This is a genomic window from Crossiella sp. SN42 (assembly GCF_023897065.1).
In the GTDB taxonomy this organism is placed as follows: Bacteria; Actinomycetota; Actinomycetes; order Mycobacteriales; family Pseudonocardiaceae; genus Crossiella.
On sequence record NZ_JAMHIV010000012.1, the window covers coordinates 40,252 to 65,418 of the forward strand.

The 25,167-nt window shown below is 72.2% G+C and carries 22 protein-coding genes and 2 pseudogenes; 7 read left to right on the top strand and 17 right to left on the bottom strand.

Annotated features, from left to right (window positions below; all coding sequences use genetic code 11):
- Positions 1-168 precede the first annotated feature (168 nt).
- Both M8C13_RS15745 and M8C13_RS15750 read left to right on the top strand, forming a co-directional pair.
- Entirely contained in the window at positions 169-636 is a 468-nt protein-coding gene (locus tag M8C13_RS15745; protein ID WP_252481336.1) for a calcium-binding protein, read from the top strand.
- A 448-nt stretch (positions 637-1,084) separates the two neighbouring features.
- A pseudogene (locus M8C13_RS15750) lies at positions 1,085-1,549 on the top strand (BTAD domain-containing putative transcriptional regulator); the annotation flags it as partial.
- Positions 1,550-1,584: 35 nt separating this feature from the next.
- Here M8C13_RS15750 and M8C13_RS15755 read toward each other — a convergent pair.
- The 7 genes from M8C13_RS15755 to M8C13_RS15785 form a co-directional block, all read right to left on the bottom strand.
- Positions 1,585-2,127 (bottom strand): SMI1/KNR4 family protein, encoded by a 543-nt coding sequence (locus M8C13_RS15755; RefSeq protein ID WP_252481337.1) that lies wholly within the window; start codon positions 2,125-2,127, stop codon positions 1,585-1,587.
- 19 nt (positions 2,128-2,146) lie between these two features.
- Complete coding sequence (locus tag M8C13_RS15760; protein ID WP_252481508.1) at positions 2,147-3,880, bottom strand: DNA/RNA non-specific endonuclease; 1,734 nt, start codon at positions 3,878-3,880, stop codon at positions 2,147-2,149.
- A gap of 2 nt (positions 3,881-3,882) precedes the next feature.
- Positions 3,883-4,497, bottom strand: a complete 615-nt coding sequence (locus M8C13_RS15765) for a sensor domain-containing protein (RefSeq protein WP_252481338.1) — start codon at positions 4,495-4,497, stop codon at positions 3,883-3,885.
- Between the two features lie 392 nt (positions 4,498-4,889).
- Positions 4,890-5,276 (bottom strand): nuclear transport factor 2 family protein, encoded by a 387-nt coding sequence (locus tag M8C13_RS15770; protein WP_252481339.1) that lies wholly within the window; start codon positions 5,274-5,276, stop codon positions 4,890-4,892.
- Positions 5,277-5,424: 148 nt separating this feature from the next.
- Entirely contained in the window at positions 5,425-5,910 is a 486-nt protein-coding gene (locus M8C13_RS15775) for an MSMEG_6728 family protein (RefSeq protein WP_252481340.1), read from the bottom strand.
- A 232-nt stretch (positions 5,911-6,142) separates the two neighbouring features.
- Positions 6,143-7,876, bottom strand: coding sequence for an amidase domain-containing protein (locus M8C13_RS15780; protein WP_252481341.1), 1,734 nt, complete (start codon positions 7,874-7,876; stop codon positions 6,143-6,145).
- Positions 7,877-8,062: 186 nt separating this feature from the next.
- Entirely contained in the window at positions 8,063-9,016 is a 954-nt protein-coding gene (locus M8C13_RS15785; protein ID WP_252481342.1) for a hypothetical protein, read from the bottom strand.
- Positions 9,017-9,360: 344 nt separating this feature from the next.
- Here M8C13_RS15785 and M8C13_RS15790 point away from each other — a divergent pair.
- A pseudogene (locus M8C13_RS15790) lies at positions 9,361-10,016 on the top strand (alcohol dehydrogenase catalytic domain-containing protein).
- Between the two features lie 49 nt (positions 10,017-10,065).
- Here M8C13_RS15790 and M8C13_RS15795 read toward each other — a convergent pair.
- Complete coding sequence (locus tag M8C13_RS15795; protein ID WP_252481343.1) at positions 10,066-11,274, bottom strand: cytochrome P450; 1,209 nt, start codon at positions 11,272-11,274, stop codon at positions 10,066-10,068.
- Between the two features lie 12 nt (positions 11,275-11,286).
- A complete protein-coding gene (locus tag M8C13_RS15800; protein ID WP_252481344.1) occupies positions 11,287-12,123 on the bottom strand; it encodes a TauD/TfdA family dioxygenase in 837 nt (278 codons plus the stop codon).
- 155 nt (positions 12,124-12,278) lie between these two features.
- On the opposite strand from M8C13_RS15800, the gene M8C13_RS15805 reads away from it, so the two are divergent.
- Positions 12,279-13,295, top strand: a complete 1,017-nt coding sequence (locus tag M8C13_RS15805; protein WP_252481345.1) for a methyltransferase — start codon at positions 12,279-12,281, stop codon at positions 13,293-13,295.
- Between the two features lie 2 nt (positions 13,296-13,297).
- Here the strand turns inward: M8C13_RS15805 and M8C13_RS15810 are convergent, their stop codons facing one another.
- From M8C13_RS15810 to M8C13_RS15830, 5 genes are read right to left on the bottom strand one after another with little or no spacing between them, the layout of a single operon-like run.
- Positions 13,298-14,566 (bottom strand): NAD(P)/FAD-dependent oxidoreductase, encoded by a 1,269-nt coding sequence (locus M8C13_RS15810; protein ID WP_252481346.1) that lies wholly within the window; start codon positions 14,564-14,566, stop codon positions 13,298-13,300.
- A complete protein-coding gene (locus tag M8C13_RS15815) occupies positions 14,563-16,224 on the bottom strand; it encodes a prenyltransferase/squalene oxidase repeat-containing protein (protein WP_252481347.1) in 1,662 nt (553 codons plus the stop codon). The genes M8C13_RS15810 and M8C13_RS15815 overlap by 4 nt, the downstream gene beginning before the upstream one ends.
- Entirely contained in the window at positions 16,221-17,222 is a 1,002-nt protein-coding gene (locus M8C13_RS15820) for a UbiA family prenyltransferase (protein ID WP_252481348.1), read from the bottom strand. The genes M8C13_RS15815 and M8C13_RS15820 overlap by 4 nt, the downstream gene beginning before the upstream one ends.
- A complete protein-coding gene (locus M8C13_RS15825) occupies positions 17,212-18,219 on the bottom strand; it encodes a polyprenyl synthetase family protein (RefSeq protein WP_252481349.1) in 1,008 nt (335 codons plus the stop codon). Before M8C13_RS15825 ends, M8C13_RS15820 begins: the two co-directional genes overlap by 11 nt.
- Complete coding sequence (locus M8C13_RS15830) at positions 18,216-19,220, bottom strand: aminotransferase class I/II-fold pyridoxal phosphate-dependent enzyme (RefSeq protein WP_252481350.1); 1,005 nt, start codon at positions 19,218-19,220, stop codon at positions 18,216-18,218. Before M8C13_RS15830 ends, M8C13_RS15825 begins: the two co-directional genes overlap by 4 nt.
- Before the next feature lie 243 nt (positions 19,221-19,463).
- On the opposite strand from M8C13_RS15830, the gene M8C13_RS44520 reads away from it, so the two are divergent.
- Positions 19,464-20,552 (top strand): alpha/beta hydrolase, encoded by a 1,089-nt coding sequence (locus M8C13_RS44520; protein WP_256509139.1) that lies wholly within the window; start codon positions 19,464-19,466, stop codon positions 20,550-20,552.
- An 81-nt stretch (positions 20,553-20,633) separates the two neighbouring features.
- Here M8C13_RS44520 and M8C13_RS15840 read toward each other — a convergent pair whose 3' ends face one another.
- The gene (locus M8C13_RS15840) at positions 20,634-21,029 is read right to left on the bottom strand and encodes a RidA family protein (RefSeq protein ID WP_252481509.1); all 396 of its coding nucleotides are present in this window, start codon (positions 21,027-21,029) and stop codon (positions 20,634-20,636) included.
- A gap of 100 nt (positions 21,030-21,129) precedes the next feature.
- On the opposite strand from M8C13_RS15840, the gene M8C13_RS15845 reads away from it, so the two are divergent.
- Positions 21,130-22,107, top strand: a complete 978-nt coding sequence (locus tag M8C13_RS15845) for a YafY family protein (RefSeq protein WP_252481352.1) — start codon at positions 21,130-21,132, stop codon at positions 22,105-22,107.
- On the opposite strand, the gene M8C13_RS15850 is transcribed toward M8C13_RS15845, so the two are convergent.
- On the bottom strand, positions 22,104-24,329 hold the full coding sequence (locus M8C13_RS15850; protein ID WP_252481353.1) for a tetratricopeptide repeat protein: 2,226 nt from the start codon (positions 24,327-24,329) through the stop codon (positions 22,104-22,106). The genes M8C13_RS15845 and M8C13_RS15850 overlap by 4 nt on opposite strands.
- A gap of 154 nt (positions 24,330-24,483) precedes the next feature.
- Between M8C13_RS15850 and M8C13_RS15855 the strand changes: the two genes are divergently transcribed.
- Positions 24,484-24,654, top strand: coding sequence for a hypothetical protein (locus M8C13_RS15855; RefSeq protein ID WP_252481354.1), 171 nt, complete (start codon positions 24,484-24,486; stop codon positions 24,652-24,654).
- Positions 24,655-24,685: 31 nt separating this feature from the next.
- Here the strand turns inward: M8C13_RS15855 and soxR are convergent, their stop codons facing one another.
- On the bottom strand, positions 24,686-25,147 hold the full coding sequence (gene soxR / locus M8C13_RS15860) for a redox-sensitive transcriptional activator SoxR (protein ID WP_252481355.1): 462 nt from the start codon (positions 25,145-25,147) through the stop codon (positions 24,686-24,688).
- Between the last annotated feature and the right edge of the window lie 20 nt (positions 25,148-25,167).

Consider the following 25,167-nt stretch of genomic DNA (forward strand, 5'->3'; position numbering starts at 1 on the left):
CTCCGGTGCGCGAGATGAAAAGGCACAACACGGCCACTCACCCGGCTGCGCAAAGATTCCCCTAAATGCGAACAGGCGGGATTCGCTGGAATGAGCGGCGTCACGCGGCGGTGACGCCGGCCAGAACACGATACATACGTACAAGTCACCACGGACAAGGAGAATGAGATGCGAAATCGAAACCTGTGCGCCCTTGCCTTCGCCGGGGCCCTGGCCGCGAGCGGATTCATCGGGGTCGGCACCGCTTCCGCCGCCGTCAACTGCACCATCGGACCCGGAGTGACGCAGACCGACACGACCGTCACCGGCTCCGGCGGCAACGACACCATCGATTGCACGAGCGCCAACCCCGCTAAAACCATCCTCGGCAACGGCGGCAACGACACCATCACCGGCACCGTCTACCACGACATCATCCGCGGTGGTGACGGCGACGACACCCTCACCGGCGGCGTTGGCAACGACTCGCTCTACGGCGACCTGGGCATCGACACGCTCAACGGCTCCGCGGGCAACGACACCCTGAGCGGACCTGGCACCGACGTCGCCCAGGACACGCTCAACGGCGGTGACAACACCGATTCCTGTGGCCCCGTGGGCGTACCCCCGGACCTGCGCAGCAGCTGCGAGTCGTAGCAGGTCGGGCATCCCCGGATGTCCTGTTCGCCAGCAGCACTATAAACATATTGATGGCCCGGACCCCACCAGGGGATCGGGCCATTTCGGCGTGCGCCACGACGATTTGTGCCGTGCCGTACCGTGGTAATCGAAGAATTCAGCCGGCAGCGAGCCGCAGTGAGAGGACCTCCGTGTTCACCTCCTCAACTCTCCACCAGGCAACACCGGCCCGCACCCCGTGACGCTGCTGAGCACACGCGGGTCCGGGGTGCGGGTCGGGCTCCTCGGCGGGTTCGAGCTGCGATCAGGTGATGAGGTCCTGCCCGTGCCCGGCGGAGCCGAGCGCCTGCTCGCGTTCGTGGCCACGCGCTCCCAGGTGGTCGGGCGGCTGGTCGTGGCCGGTTCCCTCTGGCCCGGCTCATCGGAGGGACATGCCTACGCGGCCCTGCGCTCGGCCCTGAGCCGCATGGACCGGGTCAGCCGCAGGACATTGCGGACCACCCCGGGCAGCCTGGAGCTCACCCGGGGCGTGGTGGTCGACCTGCACGACGCCCAGGCGCTGGCCCACCGGCTGCTCCGCACCGGCCCACCGGAGGCGCTCGACCTCAGCGCGACCGCGATCGCCACCCTCTCCCTGGAACTCCTGCCACTCTGGTACGACGACTGGGTGCTGCTGGAGGCCGAGGACTGGCGCCAGCTCCGCCTGCACGCCCTGGAGGCCGTGGTCGACGGCCTGGTGCAGGCAAGCCGGTTCGGCGACGCCACGGCGGCGGCCGTCGCGGTCATCAGGGCTGATCCACTCCGGGAAAGCGCCCAGGCCGCCCTCATCCGCGTGCACCTCGCCGAGGGCAACCAGTCCGAGGCCGTCCGCACCTTCGACCGGTTCAGCCGCCTCCTCCAGGCCGACCTGGGCCTGCTGCCCACAACTCGGCTACGGGAACTGGTGCCCGAGCGTGTGGCCGGCTGTCACAGCTGCTTCCAGGTCGCCGCTCCCCTGCCCCACAGGACGGTGTTCCCGTCCAGGGGACTGGTGGGGAAATCACCGCGCAGCATGCGGGTGAGGAACTCGGCCATGCCGCAGTCGTAGCGGCTGAACTTGCCTTCGCCGCGGTCGAACACCAGCACCGGCCACTCCGCCGGGTCCGTCGCGGTGGCGTCCCAGCAGAACATGTCCGCGCCGCTGGAGGCCGCCCACGCGATCAGCGAGGGGGACGTCCCGGCCAGCTCGGCGGACTTGAACGCCATCTCCCAGGTGTCCTCCGCGTTGCCCGTCTCGTGGACCATGCCGTCCCAGCCGGCCTCGTGCAGCGGCGCCTTCGGCTGTGGGGGGACGACCTCCAGGAAGTCCTCGACCGTCCCGGCGCCGTAGACCTGGATGAAGCGCCGGTAGTCGGGCGGGAACGGCCGTTGCCAGGACCGGGCGATCTCCGCCCAGTCGATGGGTGGCCCGCCGGTGGGTGGCGGCGGCATCAACGTCACCAGCACGTCCACATCGGCTGCCGAGCTCATCCGGTGCTCCTTCCCCCGGTCACGGCATGCCTGCGGTGGGGACCGGTACGCCCGCGTCTGTCTGGGTGCCCAGGTTGTACCCGTTGGAGAGGATGTTCGGCACGATGGCGTTGAGGCCGATCGCCGGGGTCCCGTCGGGATAGGTGCCCTGCACCGTCACGTGGTAGCCCGTGGGGACCGTCCTGTTGCCCGCGTACCGGGGAGTCACGCTGTACAGCACCTGCGCGTCGCCGGAGTCGATCACAGCCTTGATCTGGTTCTCCCACAGGGCCATGTGGTTGAACCGGTACTGCTGTGAGTCTCGCTGACTGGCGTTGGCGCTGCGTGCGCAGGGCGAGAGGTTGCGCAGGTCGCTGCCGGAGCCGCCGAGCTGCTTGCCGAGCAGGTGGCAGGCGTTGATGTTGCGGGTCTGGCTCAGGCCCTTGCTGGTGGCGAAGCTCTGCGCCCACTGGTAGCCGGGCGGCTGCGCGCTGGCCGGGGTGCCGGTGTGGCTGGCCAGGTACCCGCGGTTCAGGCACGCGGTGATCCCCTGGGCGCGGTTTCCGTTGGCGGCGTCGGTGGCCTGGATCCGGTCCCAGCCCTGCGGGCCGCAATCGACCGGTTTCTTGGGTCGTTCCCCGGTGGGAAGGCCACCGGGCACGGGCTGGACCCGGATGATGTTGAGCATCCTGCCGTCGACGAAGGCGGTGGCCTGCCCGCCGTCGTTGATCGCCTGGGAGACGGGATCCGGCGGGGCTCCGGGGGCGACGACCTGCAGCGCGGTGAACGTACCGCCCGGGTTCAAGATCAGGCCGTCGTAGGACCGGTAGGGGGCCAGCCCCGCCGCCTTGTCCGGCGCGAGTCGCTTCACCGTGCCGGGGGTGAGCAGCACCCGCACCGGTTGCGGGTGGACGGTGACGCCCTGGGCTTGGCCGTACTGGGTCAGGGCGTCGCGGATGGCCTTCGGAGAGCTGGGGTCACCGCCGTCGTTGCCGGCCCGCCCGGTGTCCGCGGACACCTTCGCGGGCCGTCCTTGGTCGCCGCCGGCCGCCAGATCGGCTGCCTGGCCGTTCTCCTGCGGTGCCGTCGCGGCCTGCTGGAGCGCGGCGGCCATCTGCTCCAGCAGGTTCCGCATCTGGGACTGCAGGGCGGTCATCCCGTTGTTGTGGGCCGTGATCCGCTGGTTGAGTTGCTGTTTCTGTTGCTCGAGCTGCTGACCCTCACCGTTGACCTGGTTCTGCTCGGCGGTGGTGGCGGCCTTCTCGGCGTTGAGCGCGCTCTGCCGCGCCTGCATCTGGCTCTGCGCGGCCCGGAGCTGGGCGGCTTCGGCGTTGTAGGCCGCGTACGCCGCTTGCTGCTGGGGCAGCCGGAAGGTGTTCGGCTTGGCGTTGTGCGCGTTGATCCGCACCTGCAGGGCCGCGACCTCCTGGTTCAGCGCGGCGGCCTTGCCGTTCCAGCCGGCCGCCTTCTGCCGGACCGCGGCGGATTTCTGGTTGTGGGCCTGGATCTTGGCTTCTTCGGCTTGCTTCTGCTGGGTCAGCTGCTGAGCTTGCTGCTGCTCCTGAAGCACCTTTGCCTCGATCGCCTTGAGCTCAGCGAGGAACTTGGGGTCGAGCTGGCCGGCCAGGTCCATCCCGCCGGGGCGAGGGGGCGCCAGCACGGCGGTGTCGGCGGCCGCCACTGCCCCGCCGGGCAGGAGAACCAGCACGGCGACGGACAGGACGGCCAAGGCACGCCTGAAGAACAGCACGGTGTGGAAACTGCGGCGCTTCATCCTCACCCACTCACTCTGCTGACGAGCTGGTCGGCGATCGCGGCCGCGGCCTGGCGGCTGTCACCGGCCTGGCAGACCGCGACCTGGAGCACGGCGCGTTCTTTCAGCCGTGCCTGCCGGTGACAGGCCCAGCCGTCGCCGGCGTCCTGGGTCGCGACCCAGCTCACCGCCTCCGCGGTGGCGTTGTGGAGCTCGTAGTTCCACTGGGAGGCGCGGGTGCTTGCCGCCCCGCCTGCCCGCACCGCGGTGGGGCAGTTGGCGATGCCGTTGGTCAGGGTGCCGAAGACCTGGCGGGCGTGGTCGCTGGTGGGGTACAGGCCGATCACCTGGGTGACGGTGTGGTCGGCCTGGGAGTCGGAGTCCTGGTAGGTCACCGACCCGAAACTCGTCCAGCCGCCGGCGTAGACGGCCTGGGTGGCCGGACCGACCGCCACCGCGCACTCCAGCGGGTCGGCGGTCAGCGCCGGTGGTGGTTCGCTGATGCCGTGCTGGGCTTGCAGGGTCTGCCCGAGCACCTTGCTGACGTCTTCGGCCGGCAGGACGCTGGCCTGCACCGTGCCCGGCACCGCGTTCATCCCCGAGGGCCACATCGACCAGGTGACAACCGTTGCCACCACCAGGACGACCGCGGCAGCGCCGACGACCCACCAGAGGCGCTTGCGCGACCGGGCGGGGGCCGGCTGCGCGGCGGGTGCGGGTGGTGGTGTCTGGAAGCCGACGGCTGGTGTGGTGGGTTCCTCCGCTGCGGGAGGCTGCTCCGGAGCGGCGGGAAGCCCGCTGGTCTCCGGTTCCTGTGGTGGTTCTCCGGCCGGTGGTGGCTGGTTCATCGGTCCCCCATTCAGAATGGCCACGCTGCTGCTGCGCTGGGCGCGCATCGGTGAGCTGCCTCGCGCAGTCGTGCGATGCCGCGTGCAGAGAACCGCCGTGATCAGGTTCATCACAACCGGCACCGTCCGTTGAGCCCCCAGTACGGCGAGATAGTAACTTCCCGCGGTCTGCGGTCGGCGTCTCAGCCGCCCATGGCTTCCTGCTTGACGCGGTCGAACTGCGCTCCCATGGCCTCGGCCAGCGCCTGGGCGGCGGAGAGCGGCCGCACCATCACGGTCAGCTGGTCGATGAGTCCGTTCTCGTCCAGGTGCAGGAAGTCGCAGCCCTCCACCAGGGTCTCGCCGATGCGAGCCTCGAAGACCAGCGCGTGGTCGCGGTCGCCGCCGATCTCGCGGACGTAGCGGAAGTCCTCGAACACCCGCAGCACGCCGCGCAGGATCGCCGCTGTGATCGGCTTGCCCTGGTACGGACGGAAAGCCACCGGACTGGTGAACACCACGTTGTCGGCCAGGGCGGCCGCGAGGGCTTCCGGATCCCGGGCTTCGACCGCTGCGCGGAAACTCGTCATGACGGGATCCTAATCGGCTTGGTCTCGGAAATACCCGCCGTGACGATGTCTCATCTGGGACAGCGGTTGTCCGCCACCGGCCGCCCGGCCCGGACCTTCGCGGAGTGGGCCCGCGACCACGTCGCGGACTTCCGCTGACACCACGCGGTCAGCGGGCAACCGGTTCCTTGCGTGGCCGGTCCGAGGACGGCCAGACGTAGGGCAGATCGTCGGGCACGTCCGGGAAGTACGGGCGATAGTGCTCGGCAGCCTTGCGCACGAGCGCGGACTGGTGGCTGCGGTGCAGGTCGCGCTCCCCGAGCCACGGTGGGAGCTCACCCGCCTCCGCCAGTTCGGCCTGGGTGCGCACGAGTTCGAGCCCCGTCACCCGGTGCAGGTCCTGCCGGAGGGTGGACTGGCAGGTGTCCTGCCTGCCCGCCGCACACCAGACCGCGCAGATCTCCAGCCCGTAGCGGACCAGCGCCTCCTCATAGCCCGCCCACATGGCCGCGGCCGGGTGGTGGCGCCACCCGTACCCGGCCACGGTGAGCGCACGGAGCACCTGTATCGCCTCCACCCGCTGCTTGCCGAGCCGCAGCGGGTCCAGCACCGTGGCTGTCTGGTGAAAATCGGGACAGGGAAGGAAGGTCTGCACGGTCCTCCTCTCGCATCGAGCTCTACGGCAGCACGCACACACGTGCGCACCGGTTACCCGCTCTGCCCCGGTTCACCGCGCCCACAACCCGATCGGTGTCGCCGTGCCCGCCGGAGCGGTGGGGCGGCACCGGCGAACCGGGACCGTCCCACCGTCCACTCAGGACCTGCTCGGCCGCCCGGAGCGAACCGACGCCGTCCGGCACCCGTCACTGGCCTGTCCGTGAGGCGGTTCAGCCCTTGGGGTGGGCGATGTAGAGCTTGAGGTTGGGGTTGCCGGGCAGGACGTCCTGCAGGTGGCGGTACTTCTTCTTGGGGCTGTGCTGGGAGTACCAGATGTGGTTGCCCTTGACGTTGGTGACCACGGCGGCGTGGTCGAGGTGGCCGTCGCCCTGGAAATCGAAGTACAGGATGTCGCCCGGCACCGCCTGGTTGAAATAGGAGCGGAAGTCCGCGCGCTTCTTCTTCCACATGTGGTTGAAGCTGTTGTGCGCGGCGTACCAGGTGAACGATCCGTAGATCGGCCTGGCGCCGGTGTACCACCAGACGCCGTCGTTGCGGTAGAAACCGCGCTTCATCGGGAAATATCCGTGGCGCAGGGCCTGGGAGATGAAGTTCGTGCAGTCATTGCCCTTGATCTTGTAATGCGGGTTGTCCTTGAGCGCCCACGCCCGGCCGTAGGCGGCGATCCTGCCGTGGTTGACCGCGGCGGTGCTGGACATGAGCTGCGGGCCTTCGACAAAACCGTTCTTGTCCATGGCCACCGGTTTCACGTCCGGGGTCTCCACCACCGGATCGGGCTGCCCCTCTCCCTCCAGTGGCGTGGTGGCCGAGGTCAGCGTCCAGGCGGTGCCGGAGACGGTGAAGGCGAAGGTGAAACGGCGGATGCGCTCCTCCGGCACCTGGACCTTCTCCGCGGTGCTGACCACCGCCTCCTGGTCGAGCTTCTCGTAGACGTCGGCGTGCACGGTGACCGTGCCGCCCTGGCCGGGGATGACCGCGATCTCGGACAGGTTCGTGGTGTGCGAGCCGACGAACAGGTTCTGCCGCACCAGGTGCTCGCGCTGCTTCAGGTCCGCCGGACCGTCGGCCTGCACCGCCGCCCGGATGACCTCGCGGTGCGGGCTCGCCTCCACCGCCTGCGCCGGGCTGGTCGCGCCGCCGCTGGCGAGCAGGCCGCGGGCCTTGACGTAGTCCGTGGCCATGGCGGTGAACTGGGCCGCGGGCAACGGCGTGGTGGCCGGGCGCACGGCGCCGGACACCGCTTCCGGGCCGGGGAACCAGTCGTTGTGCGCGGTGACGCTGTACCGGTACTCGAGCTCGCTGGACAGTCCGCTGACCACGGCGTGGTCCTGGCCCGCCGGCACCACCACCTCGGCCCCGGGCGAACTGCCGCTGCCGGTCTGGTGGGCCCGCACCACGTAGTGCGTCACGGCCGCGCCGGGACCGCCGTCCGCGGCCTGCCAGGTCAGGTAGGCGCCGCCGGCGGCGGGGGTCACCACGAGCCCGTCGACCGCGCCGGGTTTCGGCGGGCTCGCGGGCAGGTCCACGCCGTCGGTGAGGTCAACCGCGATGGGGTGGAGCTCCGACCACTCCCCCTCCTGGCCGCCGGTGACGGCTCTGCTGCGCCAGGCGTATTCGTTCGTGTCGGCGAATACTCCATTCGGCACCGTCCAATTGACCCGGCCGGTCGCGTCGAAAGTGCCGGTCCCGCTCGCCAGCCGGGTGGTCTGCTCGGCGTTGTAGACCTCGAACTCGACCGACGGACGCTGGCTGCCGATCGCCTCGACCTGCACGGAAAAGGTCGGGGTCAGCGATTTGGCTGCGGTTTCGTTGATCGGATACGGGGCACTGGTGATCGATTGTGCCGAAGCGCTGGCCGCGGCGGGCGTCACCAGCAACGGCAGGCACAGCACTAAACCGGCCACACCGGCCACGGATCTGCGGAATAAACTTCGTCTTGTCATGGCCCGGATGCTATTGACTTCCGACTCGCACCATGGCCGGTCGTTCAACCCCCAGTGGCGCGATCGCGGAGGTCCTTTCCGTGTTCGGCGAACGCCGTGAAGTCCTGGCTGAACCGGTACTCGTTCTCACGCACCCAGGGCGTCGTCTCCGGGCCGGTTCGGGTCAGGCGCTCGCGCGCGGCACGCTCAGAAGGGGGCGGCTTCGGCGATCCTGACCGACCGGTAGTCGCTGGCGCCGCTGGGAGTCAGTCTCAGCAGCATGGACTTGCCGAGGGTGCTCGTGTCGATCCCGACCGACCAGCGGCCCGGGGTGTCGAGCGCGCCATGGACCCTGCGGTACTCGCAGTCCCGGGTGAAGCCGCGGCGCTGGGCGTCGAAGTCGTTGCCGAACTTGTAGTACAGCTCGAACGGGACGGACAGGCCGGAGAGGGTCACCGTGCTGTCGCGGCGGACGAAGACACTGGCAAGCGGCCGGGCGGGGTCCTCACCGGCCACGGCGAAGACCACGGCGTCCAGCTTGCCGCTGTTGTTGGCGATGGTCACCGTGGTGGGGCCGCCGGGGCCGCGTTGCAGGAGCTCGCCGTTGCCGGGCCTGCGGGTCTCGAGCTCGGGCATGGCCGGTTCGGGCGGTAGCGGCCAGCCGGCGAACTGGAGGCCGGCCTTGGTGAATGCCTCGGGCAGCGGCGCGGTGGTGGGGCGGCCCAGGGTCTTGCGGGTGGCGACCTTGGCCTCGTGCAGGCTGAGCGCTTCCGGCGAGGGCACGCCGCAGGAGTTGTCGCCGGTGCCGGAGATGGGCTTGCGGAGGTCGGTGCCGAAGGAGGACAGGTCCTCGATCAGGGCCCGGTGGGGCACGGCGGCGGACTTGGGCGGCGCGAAAGCGCTGAAGGCGGTGTGCTGCTCGCCCAGCACGGCGCCGAGCCGGCCGCGGACCTGGTTGACCTGCTCCAGGGTGGCGGCCGGGTTCAGCTGCTCGGTGAGCGGGCGGATCGCCGCCACCAGGCCGTCGAGCTTCTGCTGGTAGTCCGCGACGCTCAGTTCGGGTGGGCCGGACGGCTTGGGCGGCTGTTCGGACCCACCGCAGGCGGTGGCGACCAGCAGCAGAACGCAAGCAGCGGCGGCTCGGACGAAGGAACTCCCCATCCGCTCAGCCTAATGCGCTAGTGCTTTTGCCGTCATCCGGCGGTTGCGGTCCTCGCTGCCGGCTGCCGCAGGCGCGCGGGGACGCCCCAGCGGGAGTCTCAGTCGCCGCGGGTGACCGGATCGGAGTGGGCGTCGAGCACCGCCTCACCGTTCGCCCTTGCCCACTCGGCCAGCACGTGGATCGGCTCGACCACCGTCCACTTGTCGGCGATCAGCTCGACCGCCAGGCGCGCCGGGCAGTCGGCGAGGAAGGGACCGGACCCGCTCGTGGCGCCAAAGGTACCTGCTGGTTCCTGTCGGAAACCTAGCGTGGGGTTTGCCTGTCCGGAGCCAGTAGGAGAGTCATGCGAGTCATCACCCAGCAGGAGTTCGGCGGTCCCGAGGCGCTCACCATCGTGGACGCGCCCGCGCCGCAGCCGCTGCCGACCGAGGTTCTGGTCCGGGTCAAGGCGATCGGGCTGAACCCGGTGGAGGCGCGGCTGCGCGCCGGTCAGTTCCCGTTGCTCGGCCGGCCGCCGTTCGTCCTCGGCTGGGACATCGGTGGCGTGGTCGAGCAGGCGCGGACTGGGCGGTTCCGGACCGGCGACGAGGTGTTCGGAATGCCGCTGTTCCCCAGAGCGGCCAACGCTTATGCCGAAGTCGTGGCCGCGGCGTTGCCGGTGGTCGGGCTGACGGCGTGGCAGGGCCTGGTCGACCTCGGCGGTGTGACCGCGGTCGACCTCGCCAGGGCCGTCCGCGACATCGACCTGGTGCTCGACACGATCGGCGGTGACACCCTCGAACGGTCGCTCGGCGTGCTCCGCCCCGGAGGCCACCTGGTCACGGCAGTCGGCGAGGAGGACGCGGAGCTCATCGCCGAGTTCGAGGCAGCCGGGATGCGCTTCAGCGGCATCGCGGTGGACCCGGATCCGTTGGCGCTGCGCGGTTTGGTCGCGTTGCCGACGCGCACCGGCTGCTCGACCGTGGTCACCTCCAGGGCAAGCTCGTCCTCACCGTCTGATCCCGCGCTACAAGCCGGCCTCCGCGGTCAGGTCGCCGGTCGGTTCCGTTTACTCCATTGTGGACGGTGGGCCGAGCAGCACCGGGAACGTCCGCGGCGCGTGCACGTGCACGCTGCGCCGGAAGGTGAGCTCCTCCTCCCCCGTGGCCGCCCGGATGTGCGGGAACCGGGCGAACAGGGCGGGTAGGGCGACCTCGGCCTCCAGGCGCACCAGGGCCGCGCCCAGGCAGCGGTGCAGGCCGTGGCCGAAGGCGAGGTGGCCGGCCGGGTCGCGGTCCGGGTCGAGCCGGGTGGGGTCCGGGAAGCGGTCCGGGTCGCGGTTGGCCGCGCCGGTGGACAGGGTCACCGAGGCGCCGCGCGGGATGGTGGTGCCACCGATCTCCAGGTCCTCGGTGGCGAAGCGGACGGAGGCGTTGAGCGCCGGTGAGACCCAGCGCAGCAGTTCCTCGGTGAGGGCGGCGGCGGAGTCCGGAGTGGACAGACGGTGCCGGGCCGCCGGGTCGGCGAGCAGGGCGCGGACGCTGTTGGTGATGAACACCGCGCTGGTCTCGTGGCCCGCCATCAGCAGCAGCAGCGCCATCGCGACGATCTCGAGGTCGGAGAGGCGGTTGCCGTCCTCGGCGGCGGCGATCAGGCCGGACAGCAGCGCCTCGTCGGGCTCCCGCCGCCGGATCGCGACGAGCTCGCCCAGGTAGTCGGCCATCTTGGCGCAGACCCGCGCCAGCTCCTGCTCCGGGCACTCGTCGATCAGCACCGTCGACCAGTGCGCGAAGGTCTCGCGGTCCAGCTCGGGCACGCCGATCAGCTCGCAGATGATCTCCATCGGTAGCGGGATCGCATAGCGCGCAACCAGATCGACCGGTTCGTCCGAGGGCAGGCCGGCCAGCAGGTCCCTGGCGAAGGTCTGCACCCTCGGGCGCAGGCCGGCCACGCGGCGGGCGGTGAACGCCTGGGTGACCAGCCTGCGCAGCCGGGTGTGCTCGGGCGGGTCGAGGGAGGTGAGCATGTGCGACATGGGCGGGGGCAGGGCGGGCGGGGCCGCGGCGCGCTCCTCGGCGGGCAGGCTGGCCCGCCGGTCCTTGGCCAGTCGCGGATCGGCCAGCCCCGCCCGGACGTCGGCGTAACGGGTGACCAGCCAGGTCGGCCCGGTCTCGAAGGTCACCTCGCGGACCGGGGTGTGCTCGCGGGCGCAGGCCAGGGCGGGGTGCGGGTCGCGCCAGTAGGACTCCAGGAAGTCCTCGCCGGTGATGCTGCTCATCGGGCTCTCCGTTCAGTCCTTGACCGCGGTCGCGCTCATCCCGGTGACCTGGTGGTCCGGCCACCGTGCCCCGTCGCCCTTCGGCTCGTCGCCGAGCACCGTGACCCGGTGGCCCACCCGGCGTTCGGTGTAGTCGTTGACGGCGTAGTGCTGGGTGGCGCGGTTGTCCCACATCGCCACCGCGCCCTCGATCCACCGGTAGCGGCACACCCGTTGCGGGCTCTCCGACACGGTGAACAGGTGGGTCAGCAGGGCCGTGCTCTCCTCGGCGGTCAGCTGCGGGATGCGCTTGGTGAACATGCGGTTGACGTACAGGGAGCGCCTGCCGGTCTCCGGGTGCGTGCGGACCACCGGGTGCTCGGCCTCGCTGCGGTAGGAGCCGCCGGGCAGCTCGAAGACGTGGCGGGCGGTGAGGCCGTCGACCAGCTCCCGGATCGGCGCGGACAGCGCCTCGTAGGCCAGGTACTGGTTGCTCCACATGGTGTCCCCGCCAACCTCGGGGGAGGTGACGATCTGCAGCACCGAGGCGATCGGCGGGTTCGGCGCGAAGGTGACGTCGGTGTGCCAGACGTCGGCCTTGGCGCCCTGGTCGGAGTCGAGCACCACGATCTCCTCGTGCCCGGCCAGCTTCGGCAGGAACTTGTGCACCTCCAGCGGGCCGAACCGGCTGCCGAAGGCCTTGTGCGCCTCCGGGGTGAGCCCGGCCGCCTCGGGGAAGAACAGCACGAGGTGGTCGAGCAGCAGCTGGTGGATCTGCGCGAACAGGGCGTCGTCGACCTCGGCGAGGGTAACGCCCCGGACTTCGGCGCCCAGCGCCCCGGTCAACGGCCGCACAGCGAGTGAACCCATACCGCGAACTCCTTTAAACGCATTCTTGATAACCATTCCGCGATTCCCGGAATGGATTCGACAAATAGCCCCGGGACCTTGCCCGGTTCAGTTCGGAAATGCCATTCTCACGCCAGCAGTGAATTCACCTCCGGGCCGTTCCCGAAAGGACCGCCGTGACCAGTGAGACCACGGACCACCAGGCAGCCACCGCCGCGCTGGCCGGGCTTGTCGACCTCGCCACGCCGTTCGCGGTGCGCACCGCCGTCGCGCTGCGCCTGCCCGAGCTCATCCGCGACGGGCACACCACCACACCCGCGCTGGCGCAGGCCTGTGCCGCCGACCCGGACGCGCTGGCCCGCCTCCTGCGCCACCTGGTCGCGGTCGGCCTGTTCGCCGAGCCCGCCCCCGGCCAGCACGCGCTGACCGCGGTGTCGCGGGCGCTGCTGGACGAGCGCAACGCGCTGCTGCGGTCCTGGCTGGACGCGGACGGCCCCGGGCTGAAGATGGACCTGGCCTACGCCGGCATGCCGCACTCGGTGCGCACCGGGGAGTCCGGCTACGGCGTGGCGCACGGCACCGGTTTCTGGTCGGACTACCGGGCGGATGAGCGGCTGCGCCTGTTCTTCGGCGAGACGATGGCCGGTTTCGCCTGGCAGACCGGCCCGGAGGTGGCCGCCCGCGCGGACTGGGCCGGGGTGTCCAGCGTGCTGGACGTGGGCGGCGGCACCGGGGCGCTGCTGGCGGCCATCCTGGACGCGCAGCCCCACCTGACCGGGGCGGTGCTGGACCTGCCCGAGGTCCGGCCCGAGGCCGAGCAGTTCCTGGCCGGGCTCGGCGGCCGGGCGAAGTTCGTCGGTGGCAGCTTCCTGGACCCGCTGCCCACCGGCTACCAGGTGCTGGTCGTCTCCCGGGTGCTCACCGACTGGCCCGACGCGGACGCCGTGCGGATCCTGCGTCGCTGCGCCGAGGCACTGCCCGAGGGCGGGCGGGTGCTGGTGGTGGAGGTGCTGGCCGGCGCCGAGCACGCCAAGAACAACTCCTCCTTCGACCTGCAGTCGCTGACCCTGCTCGGCGGGCGCGAACGCAGCCCGGCGGACTTCGACGAGCTGGCCGCGGCCGCGGGCCTGGTGCGGACGGACCGCACCGACGGCGACAACGGCTTGGTGGTGCTGGGGTACGGCAAGGCCTGAGGTCACCGCGCCGCCTCCCCGGCCGGTGCCGGGGCGGCGGTGCGCACCCAGTCCGGCAGCCTGCGCGCCCGAGGATCCGGCAGCAGCCGCGCCTGGTGCAGCCGGTCCAGCAGGGTCAGCTTGCGCACGCCCAGGCCGGACATGGTGTGCAGGACCTCGTGCCGGATGCGGTCGTTGCCGCCCGTGCCCGCCAGCGCCCTGGCCCCGAGCCAGGACCGGGTGGTGATCATCCGGGCGGCGTTGTGGCTGGTCCGGCCGATGTGCGCGAGGTTGGCCCGCCGCGCGCGGTCGTAGCGGCGCAGCGCGTGGTCGACCACCTCGGGGGCCAGCGAGCCGCCCTGGCGCAGCACCGCGGCCAGTTCGTGCGCGTCGGCGATCGCGCTGTTCATGCCCTGCGCCGCCATCGGGTGCACCAGGTGACCGGTGTCGCCGGCCAGCGCCAAGCCGGGCACGACCAGCGAGGCGGCCAGCGCGCGGCCCACCGGCAGCAGCTGCCGCTGGGCCAGCCCCGCGTGCAGGGCCCCGGCCAGGGGTGCCAGGCCGGGGCAGCCCGCCAGCACCCCGTCGGCCCACCGGCGCAGGCCGTCCTGGTCGAGTCCGCGCAGCTCGTCCGGTCCGATCTGGACGTAGAGCCGGACCCGCCTGCCGGGCAGCGGGTAGTGCAGGCGCAGCCCGCCGTCGGTGACGTAGGCGGAGAAGTCGGGCGGCACGTCCGCCTCGGCCAGCTCGAAGGCGGCCAGCCGGTGCGGGTAGTCCTGGCGCGGCGCGCTCAGCCCGGCCGCCTCCCGCAGCCGCGAGGACACGCCGTCGGCGGCCACCACCAGCGCCGCCGGGAGGTCACCGTCATCGCAGCGCACGCCGGTGATCCGGTCGCCGGCGCGCAGCGGCTCGCGGACCACCACGCCACGGCGCACCTCGACGCTGGGCGGCAGCGCGTCGGTGAGCGCCTGGAGGATCACCGGGTAGTCGTGCGCGAGCAGCCACGGCTGTTCGGCAGGCAGCCGGTGGTAGTCCAGGACCATCCGCGGCTCACCGTCGGCGGCGCGGGCGACCAGAGTGGACAGTCGCAGCGCACCAGCCTGGTCCAGCAGCTCGGTCACGCCCCACTGCCGCAGGATCGCCAGCGAACCTGGTTGCAGCACCTCGCCTTTGGCCACCCGGGCGGGGGTCTGCCGCTTCTCCAGCACCAGGACCCGGTGCCCAAGACGGCCCAGCGCGCAGGCCGCGGCCAGCCCGGCCACCCCGGCGCCGACGACCACGATGCGGCTCACCGGGTGACCGCCTGGAACCGGCCGAGTGCGCGCAGCGCCATGCCGTGGGTGAAGCCGGGGTTGGCGTAGCGGCTGACCCGGCGGACGTACTCGTGCACCGGGTGCGGCGTCCACCCGCCACCGGGCAGGCGAGCCGCGAGTAGCCAGCGCACGCCGTCCGCGGCGGCCTCCCGCTCCCCCGCCGCCAGCAGCGAGGACACCGCCCAGCCGGTCTCCTCGACGGTGCCGGGCGCACCGTGCCCGTCCCCCCAGGACCCGTCGGCGTTGCGCGCGCCGAGCAGCCAGTCACGCGCCCGCACAGCGGCAGTGGACCCGGTCTGTCCACATCGGACAAAGGTCTCCAGCACCGCGGCGGTGCCCATCGTGTGCTCCCGGTACCAGACCGACTCGTAGCCGCCGTCGGGCAGCTGCGCCCGGCCCAGCCAGCGCAGGGCGCGCCGGATCCGCTTGTCCCCGGCGGGCACGCCCGCGTCCAGCAGCGCGTCCACGGCCTGCGCGGTGGTCATCGGGCACGGGCCACTGTTGGCGACCTTGGTGTTGCGCACGCACAGGCCCCAGGAACCGCGGCTGTCCTGGCGGTCGCTGAGCCAGGCGACACCCTGGGCGATGGCCTGTTCCTGCCCGGTGCCGGGCGAGCGGGCCAGCACGGAGATGATCTCGCCGGTCTCCAGCACCGCGGGCCAGCCGTTGGGCCCCGACCAGCCCCAGAAACCCGGCGGGCAGCCGAAGGCCAGGAACGGCCGGTGTTGTTGCAGGCGCACGAACAACTCCCGGGCGGCGGCCACTCCCGGGTGGTCGCGGTAGCCGGCCTCCAGCAGGCCGCGCGCGGCGTACATCGTCCAGGCCGCGTCCAGCGGGGTGGAGGCCCAGGAGCCGTCGGGGTGCATGGTGCGCCGGAACCAGCCCACCGCCGCCTCGACCATGTCCGGGGCCAGGCCCGCCCGCGCCAGTCCGGCGCAGACCAGGCCGGTCACCCACGCGTCCTCCGACCAGGAACCCGCCGAGCCCTCGTGCTCGAAGGCCTGCCGGATGCACAGGAGCGCCTTGGGTTCGGCCCAACGGGCCAGCCGCTGTTGCAGCCGGGTCAGCGGGCGGTGCCGGGTCTGGGCCAGGCCGAGCGCGGAGGCCATCGGCAGCCGCAGGTCGAACAGGCGGCGGTACAGCCCCGGCACCAGCGCGAGCTCCAGCGGGAAGCGGCGCATCTGGCTGGGGGCCAGCCAGCCGGCGAAGCCGTAGAACTGGCGGCACCACAGCACCACCTCCGGATGCGGGATCGCTTCCAGGCCGCCGTAGTCGTCCAGCCAGCGCCGTCCCGCCGCGACCTGCTCGGCGTTGCCCGCCGGGTCGACCAGGTGCAGGGCCGCCGCCGACACCGCGGTGGGGCCCGGTTCGCTCGGCAGGCCCGGCACCATCGCCCAGCCGCCGTCCTCGTTCTGCGTGCGGCGCAAGCGATCCGCACCGGCACCGATCAGGTCGGGCGCGCCACCGGGGTCGGCGAAGTGCAGCGCGGTGATCGCGCCCGCGGTGGCCAGGGTGGACCGCAGGCTGCTGGCCCCGTAGTCGAACACGCCGTCCGGCCGCTGCGCCGCCAGCAACGCCTCGGCGCCCTCCTCGATGGCGGTGGCGAGCTCTTCCGTGCCGGTGTGAGCCGAGGTCATGTCCGGTCCCCTCCCCCGGCCTGCGCCGGGAACTCGTGGCGGGCCCGCATCCGGGCCTGGACGACGATCGAGAACGCCAGCGCGGGCAGCAGCACCAGCAGGGCGGTGCCAGGACCCGTGGCCCCGGCCACCACGGCGGCCGCGAGCACGAGCCGTTCGGCCACCAGCAGTTCGTGGGCGCGCAACGCTCGGCGCGCGGTCAGGCCGACAGGTCGGGCTGTCGCCAGTGCGCAGCCGCCGACCACTGCGGCGACAGTGAACAGGGCCAGCTGGGGGCCGGGCCGGGGGGCCAGGAACGCACCGGCCACCAGCGCGGCGATGCCCGCCGCCCACAGCGTCGCGGCCAGCCGCACCGCCGCGACCACCCCGTGCCGCACCGGCACCGACCGGTAGCCGCCCGCCCGGTCGCCATCAACGTCCCGGACCGTGCCGATCAGGTTGGACGCGGTGTCGTGCAACAGAAATCCGGCGGCCACCGGCGCGAGGGCCCACGGCGGCCAGGGGACCGCGGTCATCGCGCCGACCGCCAGCGCGAGCGCGGAGAGCACGCCCCGGCTCAGGTTCCCGGCGAAGCCCATGCGCTTGAACACCGCGCTGTAGGCGACGATCCCGCTCATGGTCACCGCGAACACCGGCAGGATCCGCCAGTTGACCGCGACCGCACCCGCCAGCGAGGCTGCCGCGCAGCCGATCCCGCACCACAGCGCCGTGCCGGGGGCGAGCCTGCCGGAGGGGATCGGGCGCTGAGGTTTGGCGATCGCGTCCAGGTCCCGGTCGAAGTAGTCGCCCAGGTAGTGCCCGGACAGCCAGCCCAGCACCGGCGACAGCACCGCGACGAGCAGCCCGGCGGGTCCCGCACCACCTGCCGCCAGCGCGCCGGCCAGCCCCAGCAGCGCCGGATAACACGTCGTGTACGGCCGCCAGGTCTGCCAGTGCGCCAGTGCCCGCTCGCGCACCGGCCTGCCGCTGCGACCGAGCTCGCGCAGATCAGCGGTCACGGTCGACCGCGATCTCGGCAAGGGCGGCGAGCCTGCCCGCGGCGGCGGTCCCCGGCAGTTCGGGCAGCCGCGCCACGGCGAGCGCGGACCGCTCCCGCGCGCCCTCCCTGGCGGTGCCGAGCGCGCCACTGCCGAGCACGGCGAAGCGGAGCAGCTCCAGCGCCTCGGCGGGTTCGACCGAGCCGGACAGCGCGGTCTCCACCGCCCGCCGGTGCCCGGTCTCGCCGTCGCGGTGGGCGATCAGCACCGGCCAGGTCGGCCGGAGGTTGGCCGCGTCGCTGGTGGTGGGCTTGCCCGCGGCGGCGCAGCCGTCCAGGTAGGGCAGCAGGTCGTCGTACATCTGGAAGGCCACCCCGGTGTGGTGGCCGAAGTCGGCGAGCAGGTCGGCCTGCCCGGCCGTGCCGCCGCCGAGCAGCGCGCCGACCCGGCAGGCGGCGCGGAACAGCGCGCCGGTCTTGAACGCGGCCACGTCGAGGTAGTCGCTCAGGCCGCTGCCGGGCCGCCCCGCGCCCGGCGGCACCATCGCGGACTCGAGCACCTGGCCGCGGCAGAGGTCACCGCCCGCGCGGGCCAGCTCGGCCACGGCCGCGACGACCGCCTGCGGGGGCGCGGCACTCTCGGCCGCGGCGGCGAACAGGTCGAACAGCAGCGCGTCGCCGGTGACGATCGCGTCCGCAATGCCGTGCCGGGCGTGCACCGAGGGCCGGCCCCGGCGCAGGTCGTCGCCGTCAATGATGTCGTCGTGCACCAGCGAGGCCACGTGCAGGTGCTCCACCGCCACCGCCGCGGGCAGCACGGCGCCTGCCTGGCCGCCGACGGCTTCCGCGGCCGCGATGAGCATCAGCGGGCGCAGCAGCTTGCCCGGCACCGCCATGGCGTAGCGGGTCAGCTCGTCAAGCCGGTCGCCGCCGCGGCGGCGGTCGGCCAGCGCCTCCCGGATCAGCGCGAGGGCGTCCCCGGCAGGCGGGCGCAGCGCCGGGCTGACCGTGCCAGTCACCGGAGTGCCCCCTCGGTCTGCGGGGCGGCCAGCGCGGCGAAGGCCCGGGCGGCGGCCAGCACAACATCGTTTGCGTGCGGCAGCCCGGTGCTCACCCGCACCCCGCCCGCCACCTCGCGCACGGCCACGCCGTGCCCGGCCAGGTGCGCGATGAACTCCTGGTTGCGCGCGCCCAGCCGGACCCACAGGTAGTTCCCGCCACTGGGTGGCACGTCGAAGCCCAGCTCGGTCAGCCCCCGGCGCACCCGGTCGCGCTCGGCGGCGACCTCGCGGCACTGCTCGCGCATGCGGGCACCGGCATCCAGCGCGGCCAGCGCCGCGGCCTGGGCCACCGTCGGCACCCGGTGGAACGGACTCGTCCGGCGCAGCGGGGCCACCAGCTCCTCGGCACCGGTGAGGTAACCGACGCGTAGCCCGATCAGCCCGTGCGACTTGGAGAACGTGCGCACCACAGCCACCCGACGGTCCTTTGTGGACAACCCCGCCGCGTCCGCGATGGCGGCCGGATCGGCGAACTCCCGGTAGGCCTCGTCGACGAGCAGCACCACGTGCGCGGGCAGCGCCGCCAGCAACGCGGTCAGCTCGCCGGTGCCGAGCACCTCGCCGGTGGGATTGTTGGGGTTGCACACCAGCACAACCCGGGTCCGGTCGGTGACCGCCGCGGCCAGGGCGTCCAGGTCCTGACCGCCCCGGCTGTCCCCGGGCACGGCGACCGGTTCGGCGCCGGCGTTGCGGATCAGCAGCGGGTAGAGGTCGAAGGAGGGCCAGGTGTGCAGCACCTCGCTGCCCGGCCCGCAGTGCGCGGTCAGGAACTGCTGCAACAGCGCCCCGGACCCAGCCCCGGCGACCACCCGGCCGGCCGTGACACCGAGCTCGGCGGCCAGCCGGTCCTCCAGCCGGGCGGCGAGCGCGTCCCCGGTCAGGTTGACCGAGCCGAGCGAGTCCACCAGGGCCTCGCGCACCCCCGGCAACATCGGCCAGTGGTTCTCGTTCAGCGCCAATTGATGAATTATCCGATCCAATTCACATGCCTTCCTCGGAAAACAAGATGACTGATCAGAATGTCGACCCTACGCACGGCGGGCACGCATTTGTGACACCACTCAGCGCGCTTTGCCCGCTTCGACAAGCCATTTGCCCCTTCGGGCAAGATTCCCGGAATTTGACGAGAACCCGCCAAGCACAGCGCTTGCCTTCTGCCGCAAAGGCACTTGTCAAATGAATGCAATACAAAAATCTGGCAGATGCCCTACTGTTGCCGAGGTACCTGGACGGTCTGCGGCGCGCGCGGGACCGGGGTGCGGTCAGGGACTTCCCCGAGCCCTCGGCGGCGCGGCGGTCAAGCGGTCGCTCAACGCCGCCATCGGCGCCTACCTGAATGGGGACAAGGCGCCGCTGCGGCAGGAGCTCGACGCCCTGCGCGACGGGCTGCCCACCACCATCCCGCCGGCCCCTGCCATGTTCGCGGCTTCGCTGAGCTACACGTGCGGCGACGCCCAGTACCCATTCCGGCGAAGCTCGGCGCCCGCTCAGCGCAAGGCCGAGCTGGCTGCGTTCTACGCCCGGGAAAAGCCGTACGCCCCGTTCACCGCGGCGGAGGCGGAGGGCGAGTTCGGCACGCGCCTCAACCTCTGCCTGCACTGCCGACCCCGCGGCACAGTCCGCCGGTCGCCACCGCGTACCCGGCGGTGCCGGTCCTGGTGACCGGCGGCCAGCTGGATGCGAACACCCCGCCGGTACGGGCCAAGCCGGTGGCGGACCGCTTTCCGCGCGGGGTCTTCGTCGAGCACGGCTACGTCTCGCACGCTTCCTGGGCGCAGCCGGACCCCACCGGCAGTTGGTGCCAGCGCGACTTCCTGCGCGAGTTCCTGACCCACCCGCACCGGCCGGTGGGCCAGGGCTGCCAGTCACCCGCCTACCAGGTGCTCGGCCGGTATCCGCTGCACGCCACCGACATCCCCGCGGCGGCGACCGCCGAGCTGTCCCCGCGCCAGCGCACCATCCTGGCCGCGGCCTTCGCCACGGCCCGGGATGCCGCCATGCACCGCCAGCCCGGCAACTTCACCCCGGCGCGGCTGCCGGGACTGCGCGGCGGTGAGCTCATCTTTCCCAGTGACAGCAACGACATCGCGCTCGAGGAGGTCCGCCACGTCAGGGACCTGGCGGTGTCCGGCAAGATCACTTTTGCCGGCCCGCAACGCGCGCTGGCCGAGCTGCGCCTGGCGAACAGCGCGCTGTCCTTCTCCTGGGCGAGTCTGGACCCCGGCCGGGAGATCACGGTGACCGGGGTGTTCGACGGCACCGCGTTCACAGCCGGGCTGTCCGCCTTCTGACCAGCGGTGGCTGCTCGCCCCGTGCGAGCAGCCACCCACTCCTGCCCCTTGGTGTTGGGACCTACCGCACCGAACACCGCATCACGCGACCGCGGTCCCCTCCAGCTCGACCATCAGGCCGGGGATCGCCAGCCGGTTCACCCCGAGCATCGTGGTGGCCGGGGCGACCCCGGCCGCGGCCAGTCGCGCGGCCAGCACGCCGTAGTGCGGGAACAGCTGGTCGACGTCGGTGGTGTAGACGTTGAGCCGGACCAGGTTCGCCAGGGACATGCCCGCTTCGGCGAGCACGGCCTCCAGATTGTCCAGGGTCAGGGCCAGCTGTGCCGCCAGGTCACCGGCGTGCTGGGCCTGGCCGTCCTCGCTCATCGCGGTCTGCCCGGAGCAGTACAGGGTCCGGGTGTGCCCGGAGACCAGTTCGCCCTGGTTGTACCCCAGCTCCACCGACCACTGCCACGGGTTGACCGCCGTTCGCCGCACTGCCACATCAGCTCCATCTGGTTCATCGAGGTGCCCTGTCGCCCTGAACCTGCCACCGAATCACGACATCCTGTGTCGTGTATTCCGCTACCGTTTCCGTATGCGCGCCGACCGGTTGGTCTCACTGGTGCTGCTGCTGCGCCAGCGCGGCCGGCTGTCCGCGGGCACGCTGGCCCGCGAGTTGGAGGTGTCCACCCGCACCGTGCTGCGGGACATCGAGGCGCTGTCCGCGGCCGGCGTTCCGGTCTACGCCGAACGCGGCAGGCACGGCGGTTTTGCCCTGTTGCCCGGCTTCCACACCGAGCTCACCGGGCTGAACCACGACGAGGCGCTCGCCCTGCTGGTGGCCGGATCACGGCGCGGCGCGCAGGTGTTCGGCCTCGGCTCGGCGCTGGCTTCGGCCATGCTCAAGGTGGTGGACGCGCTGCCGGAAGGTCATCGGGACACCGCGGCCGGCGTGGCCGAGCGATTGCTCATCGACCCGGAGACCGACCTGCTCTCCCGCCGCGTGGCCGCCGAGGAGGCGCCGGACACCGTAGTGGCCGAGGTCCGGCGCGCGGTGTTCGCCGGGCGCAAGCTGCGCATCCACTACGCGGCCACCGGCCAGGCGCCCCAGTGGCGCACGGTGGATCCGATCGGCCTGGTCACCGTGCGGGAGCAGGGTTACCTGCTGGCCACCAGGTCTGGCGCGGAGCGCACCTATCGGCTGTTCCGGGTGCTGGCCGCCGAGGCGCTCGCCGAACCCGCGGAGCGCGCGGCCCGGGTCGATCTGGACCGGGCCTGGCGGGAACGCAGCACGCGGTTCCGCACCGGCGGCGACCAGGTCGCCGTGCTGGCCAGGGTGAGCCCGGTGCGGCGGGAGGAGCTGGTGGACACCGCGCTGGCCGTGCGCGCCGAGGAAACCGACGCGGATGGCTGGCTGCGGCTGGAGGTGAGCTTCCAGGACGCCCGGCACGCCGAATGGGCCCTGTGGCAGCTCAGCACGGACGCGGAAGCCCTTGCCCCGCAATGGTTGCGCGCCAAGCTGCGGGAACGCGCCGCCGCGATCGCCAGTCGCTACACAGCGGACACGACCTAGCGCGACCGGAGGCCGGCGAGCTTGCCGCGTACCTCCTCGGCCTGTGGATGCCTTCGACTGTCCAAAAAGGACAGTGAGGATCGCCAGGACTCCCCCGCGGCCAAGGGATCGCCCGCGGCCAGTTGGGTGTCGCCCAGGCGGTGCAGGCTGAGGGCGGCCTCGTGGCGGTTGCTCAGCTGGTCGAAGATGGTGATCGCGCGGTGGTAGTTCGCGGTGGCCTCGGTGTGCTCGCCCAGGCGGTGGTGGATGAACCCGAGGCTGTCGTGCACCGCGGCCTCGGTGTTGCGATCACCGATCTCGGTGGCCACCGCCAGGGCTTGCCCGCACAGCTCGAAGGCCCGTTCGTGCTCGCCGAGGTGCGCGCTGGTCCAGCCGAGGCCGTTGAGGCTGCTGGCCTGGCCCGGCCGGAACCCGGTCTGCCGGTACAGCGCGAGTGCCTGCCGGTGGTGGGTGACGGCGCGCGGAAAGTCTTGCTGCTCCTGGTGAACCCACGCCAGCGTCCGGTGCACGTAGGCCTGCCCGGCCGGGTCGCCCAGCTCCCGGTACCGCTCACCGGCCGCCTCGGCATGCTTGATCGACTCGGCGTAGCGGCGCAACCGCAGGAACGCGTGGCCCAGCAGCCGGTGCGCCACCGCCTGGGCCGCCCGGTCGCCGAGCCGGTCGGCCGCCTCCAGCGCGAGCCGCTGGGTCGCCACCCAGTCCGGCCAGAAACCCCGCAGCTGCAAGAACTTCGCCATCGCCCAGGCCAGCCGCCAGGTGTCGGAGTGCCAGTTCTGGTCCCGCGCCTGGTGCACGCAGGCGAGCAGCACCAGGCGTTCCTCGTCGAACCAGCGCATGGCCTGCGGGTAGTCGGCCAGCTCCCGGGGCTGGGCGTGTGGGCCCGGTTCCGGCAGGGTCACCTCCGCCCAGTGCGGGTGCAGCAGCTCCGCCGCGGCCCGCGCGGTGTGCAGGTAGTGCTCAAAAACCCGGTGCAGGCCCGGGTTCCGCTCCCCCTCGGGGTCGGGCAGCTCCGCCGCGTACACCCGGAGCAGGTCATGCGCGCGGAAGCGGCCCGGCCAGTGCTCGGCGAGCAGGTTCGCCCGCACCAGCTCCGCGATCGCCTTGCGCGCCTTGGCGAATGGGACTCCGGCGAGTGCGGCAGCGGCGTGCACGCCGATGTCCGGCCCGGGATGCCCGCCCAGCAGGCGGAACAGCCGCGCGGCCGCCGGCCCAAGCTGCTGGTAGGACCAGGAGAACACCGCGCGCAGGTCCTCCTCGCCCGCGCCGAGGTCGAGCGCGTCCAGCCTGCCCCTGGCGTCCCGCAGCTCCTCGACCAGCCGCGCGCAGCCGGGCGAGTCGGCGGCGCGGGCCGCGACCACGCTCAGCGCGAGCGGTAGCCCCGCGCACAGCCGGACCAGTTCGGCGACGGTGCCCGGCGGCGCGGCCACACCCGGACCGACCCGCTCGGCCAGCAGCGCCCTGCCCTGCTCGACGGTGAACAGCTCCAGCGGCACGCGATGCCCGCCCTCCTTTGCCACCAGGCCGTCCAGGCGGTCCCGGCTGGTGATCAGCACCACGCAGCCGGGACCGCCCGGCAGCAGCGGCCGGACCTGCTCGGCGTCGCGGGCGTTGTCCAGCACGACGAGCATGCGCCGGTCGGCCAGCAGGCTGCGGTACAGCGCGGCCCGTGCCGCCAGCTCCGCCGGGATCGCCTCCGTGGCCAGGCCGAGGTCGCCGAGCACCCCGTGCAGTGCCTGGCCGCTCTCCAGCGGCGGCTGCGGGCCGAAGCCGCGCAGGCTCAGGTGCAGTTGCCCGTCCGGGAAGTCGCCCTGGATCCGGTGCGCCCAGTGCAGGGCGAGGGTGGACTTGCCGACGCCGGCGGTGCCGGTGATCGCGATGATCGTGGTGCTGTCGCGGGGCTTGGCGCGCACCGCGTCCAGCCGGGCCAGATCCGCGCCGCGGCCCACGAAGTACGGCGTGTTCGCGGGCAGCTGGCGGGGCACCGGCCGCGCCCGGTTGCGGGCCGCGGCCGGTGGCGCCGGGCGCACCAGGCCGGCCAGCGTGTCGCCGGTGGCCAGTTCGTGGTCGCAGCGGCGGGCCAGCGCGACGGTGGGCGCGCGATGGCCGTTCTCGACCCGGCTGAGGTAGGCCACGCTGTAGTGCACCCGTTGCGCCAGTTCGCGCAGCGACCAGCCGGCGGCGATCCGGGCCTGTCGCAAGCGCGCGCCGAAGACCTCGGCCATGCCTCCCCCTCGCCTCGTTGCCATTTTGCCAACCGGCTCAGACAACGGGCAACCTCTCCCGCTCCGGGTGGCCGGAGGTGATGCTGAGATCGCCACCGGGAATTGCGGTGGAGCCATTTCGGCGCCCGCCGATGAGACGTATGGCTACTACGTGGTGACCGGCAAGAAGGGTGAGGTGTACGCCGACCCGGACAAGAACTCGCACCGGCAGTACGTGCTGCCGCAGGGCAGGGTGGTGCTCTGCTCGAACTGGCAGCAGAACGGTTTCCACAAGATCGGCACCAGCCAGTGGATCAAGCACACCGACCTGGCGAAGATCGGTTGATCACTCGGTGAGGCGAAGCCGCGGCTTCGCCTCACCGGCGGTCCTCCCGGGTCAGCCAGAGCCGCCGCGGTCCGGCGCCTGCCGCGCCCAGCCGGTCGTCCCGGTTGCGCAGCAGGCAGTTCTGCAGTGAGAGGCAGCCGCAGCCGATGCAGTCGGTGAGCTTGTCGCGCAACCGGACGAGCTGGCTGATCCGCAGGTCCAGGTCCGCGTGCCAGCGTGCCGCGAGCTGTTCCCAGTCCTCCTGCGTCGGCGCGTGGTCCGCGGGCAGTTCGGACAGCGCCTCGCCGATCTCACGCAGCGGGATGCCCACCCGCTGGGCGACCCTGATCAGCGCGACCCGGCGCAGCGCGTGCCGAGGGAACCGCCGCTGGTTGCCTGCCGTGCGCCTGCTGTTCAACAGGCCCTGTTCCTCGTAGAAGTGCAGCGCCGTGACGGTCACGCCAGCTCGCCGGGCGAGTTGGCCGACGGTCAGTTCGGCTTCCGGATCCACCACCTGCGGAACTTTACCCCTTG

What these genes read in the sequence shown, in the direction of transcription:
- M8C13_RS44520 (WP_256509139.1), top strand. Translation starts at nt 19,464, where the DNA reads ATGCCCTACTGTTGCCGAGGTACCTGGACGGTCTGCGGCGCGCGCGGG.
- M8C13_RS15785 (WP_252481342.1), bottom strand. Translation starts at nt 9,016, where the DNA reads ATGGGGAGTTCCTTCGTCCGAGCCGCCGCTGCTTGCGTTCTGCTGCTG.
- M8C13_RS15795 (WP_252481343.1), bottom strand. Translation starts at nt 11,274, where the DNA reads ATGAGCAGCATCACCGGCGAGGACTTCCTGGAGTCCTACTGGCGCGAC.
- M8C13_RS15770 (WP_252481339.1), bottom strand. Translation starts at nt 5,276, where the DNA reads ATGACGAGTTTCCGCGCAGCGGTCGAAGCCCGGGATCCGGAAGCCCTC.
- M8C13_RS15755 (WP_252481337.1), bottom strand. Translation starts at nt 2,127, where the DNA reads ATGAGCTCGGCAGCCGATGTGGACGTGCTGGTGACGTTGATGCCGCCG.
- M8C13_RS15760 (WP_252481508.1), bottom strand. Translation starts at nt 3,880, where the DNA reads ATGAAGCGCCGCAGTTTCCACACCGTGCTGTTCTTCAGGCGTGCCTTG.
- M8C13_RS15845 (WP_252481352.1), top strand. Translation starts at nt 21,130, where the DNA reads ATGCGCGCCGACCGGTTGGTCTCACTGGTGCTGCTGCTGCGCCAGCGC.
- M8C13_RS15800 (WP_252481344.1), bottom strand. Translation starts at nt 12,123, where the DNA reads ATGGGTTCACTCGCTGTGCGGCCGTTGACCGGGGCGCTGGGCGCCGAA.
- M8C13_RS15745 (WP_252481336.1), top strand. Translation starts at nt 169, where the DNA reads ATGCGAAATCGAAACCTGTGCGCCCTTGCCTTCGCCGGGGCCCTGGCC.
- M8C13_RS15815 (WP_252481347.1), bottom strand. Translation starts at nt 16,224, where the DNA reads ATGACCTCGGCTCACACCGGCACGGAAGAGCTCGCCACCGCCATCGAG.
- M8C13_RS15780 (WP_252481341.1), bottom strand. Translation starts at nt 7,876, where the DNA reads ATGACAAGACGAAGTTTATTCCGCAGATCCGTGGCCGGTGTGGCCGGT.
- M8C13_RS15850 (WP_252481353.1), bottom strand. Translation starts at nt 24,329, where the DNA reads ATGGCCGAGGTCTTCGGCGCGCGCTTGCGACAGGCCCGGATCGCCGCC.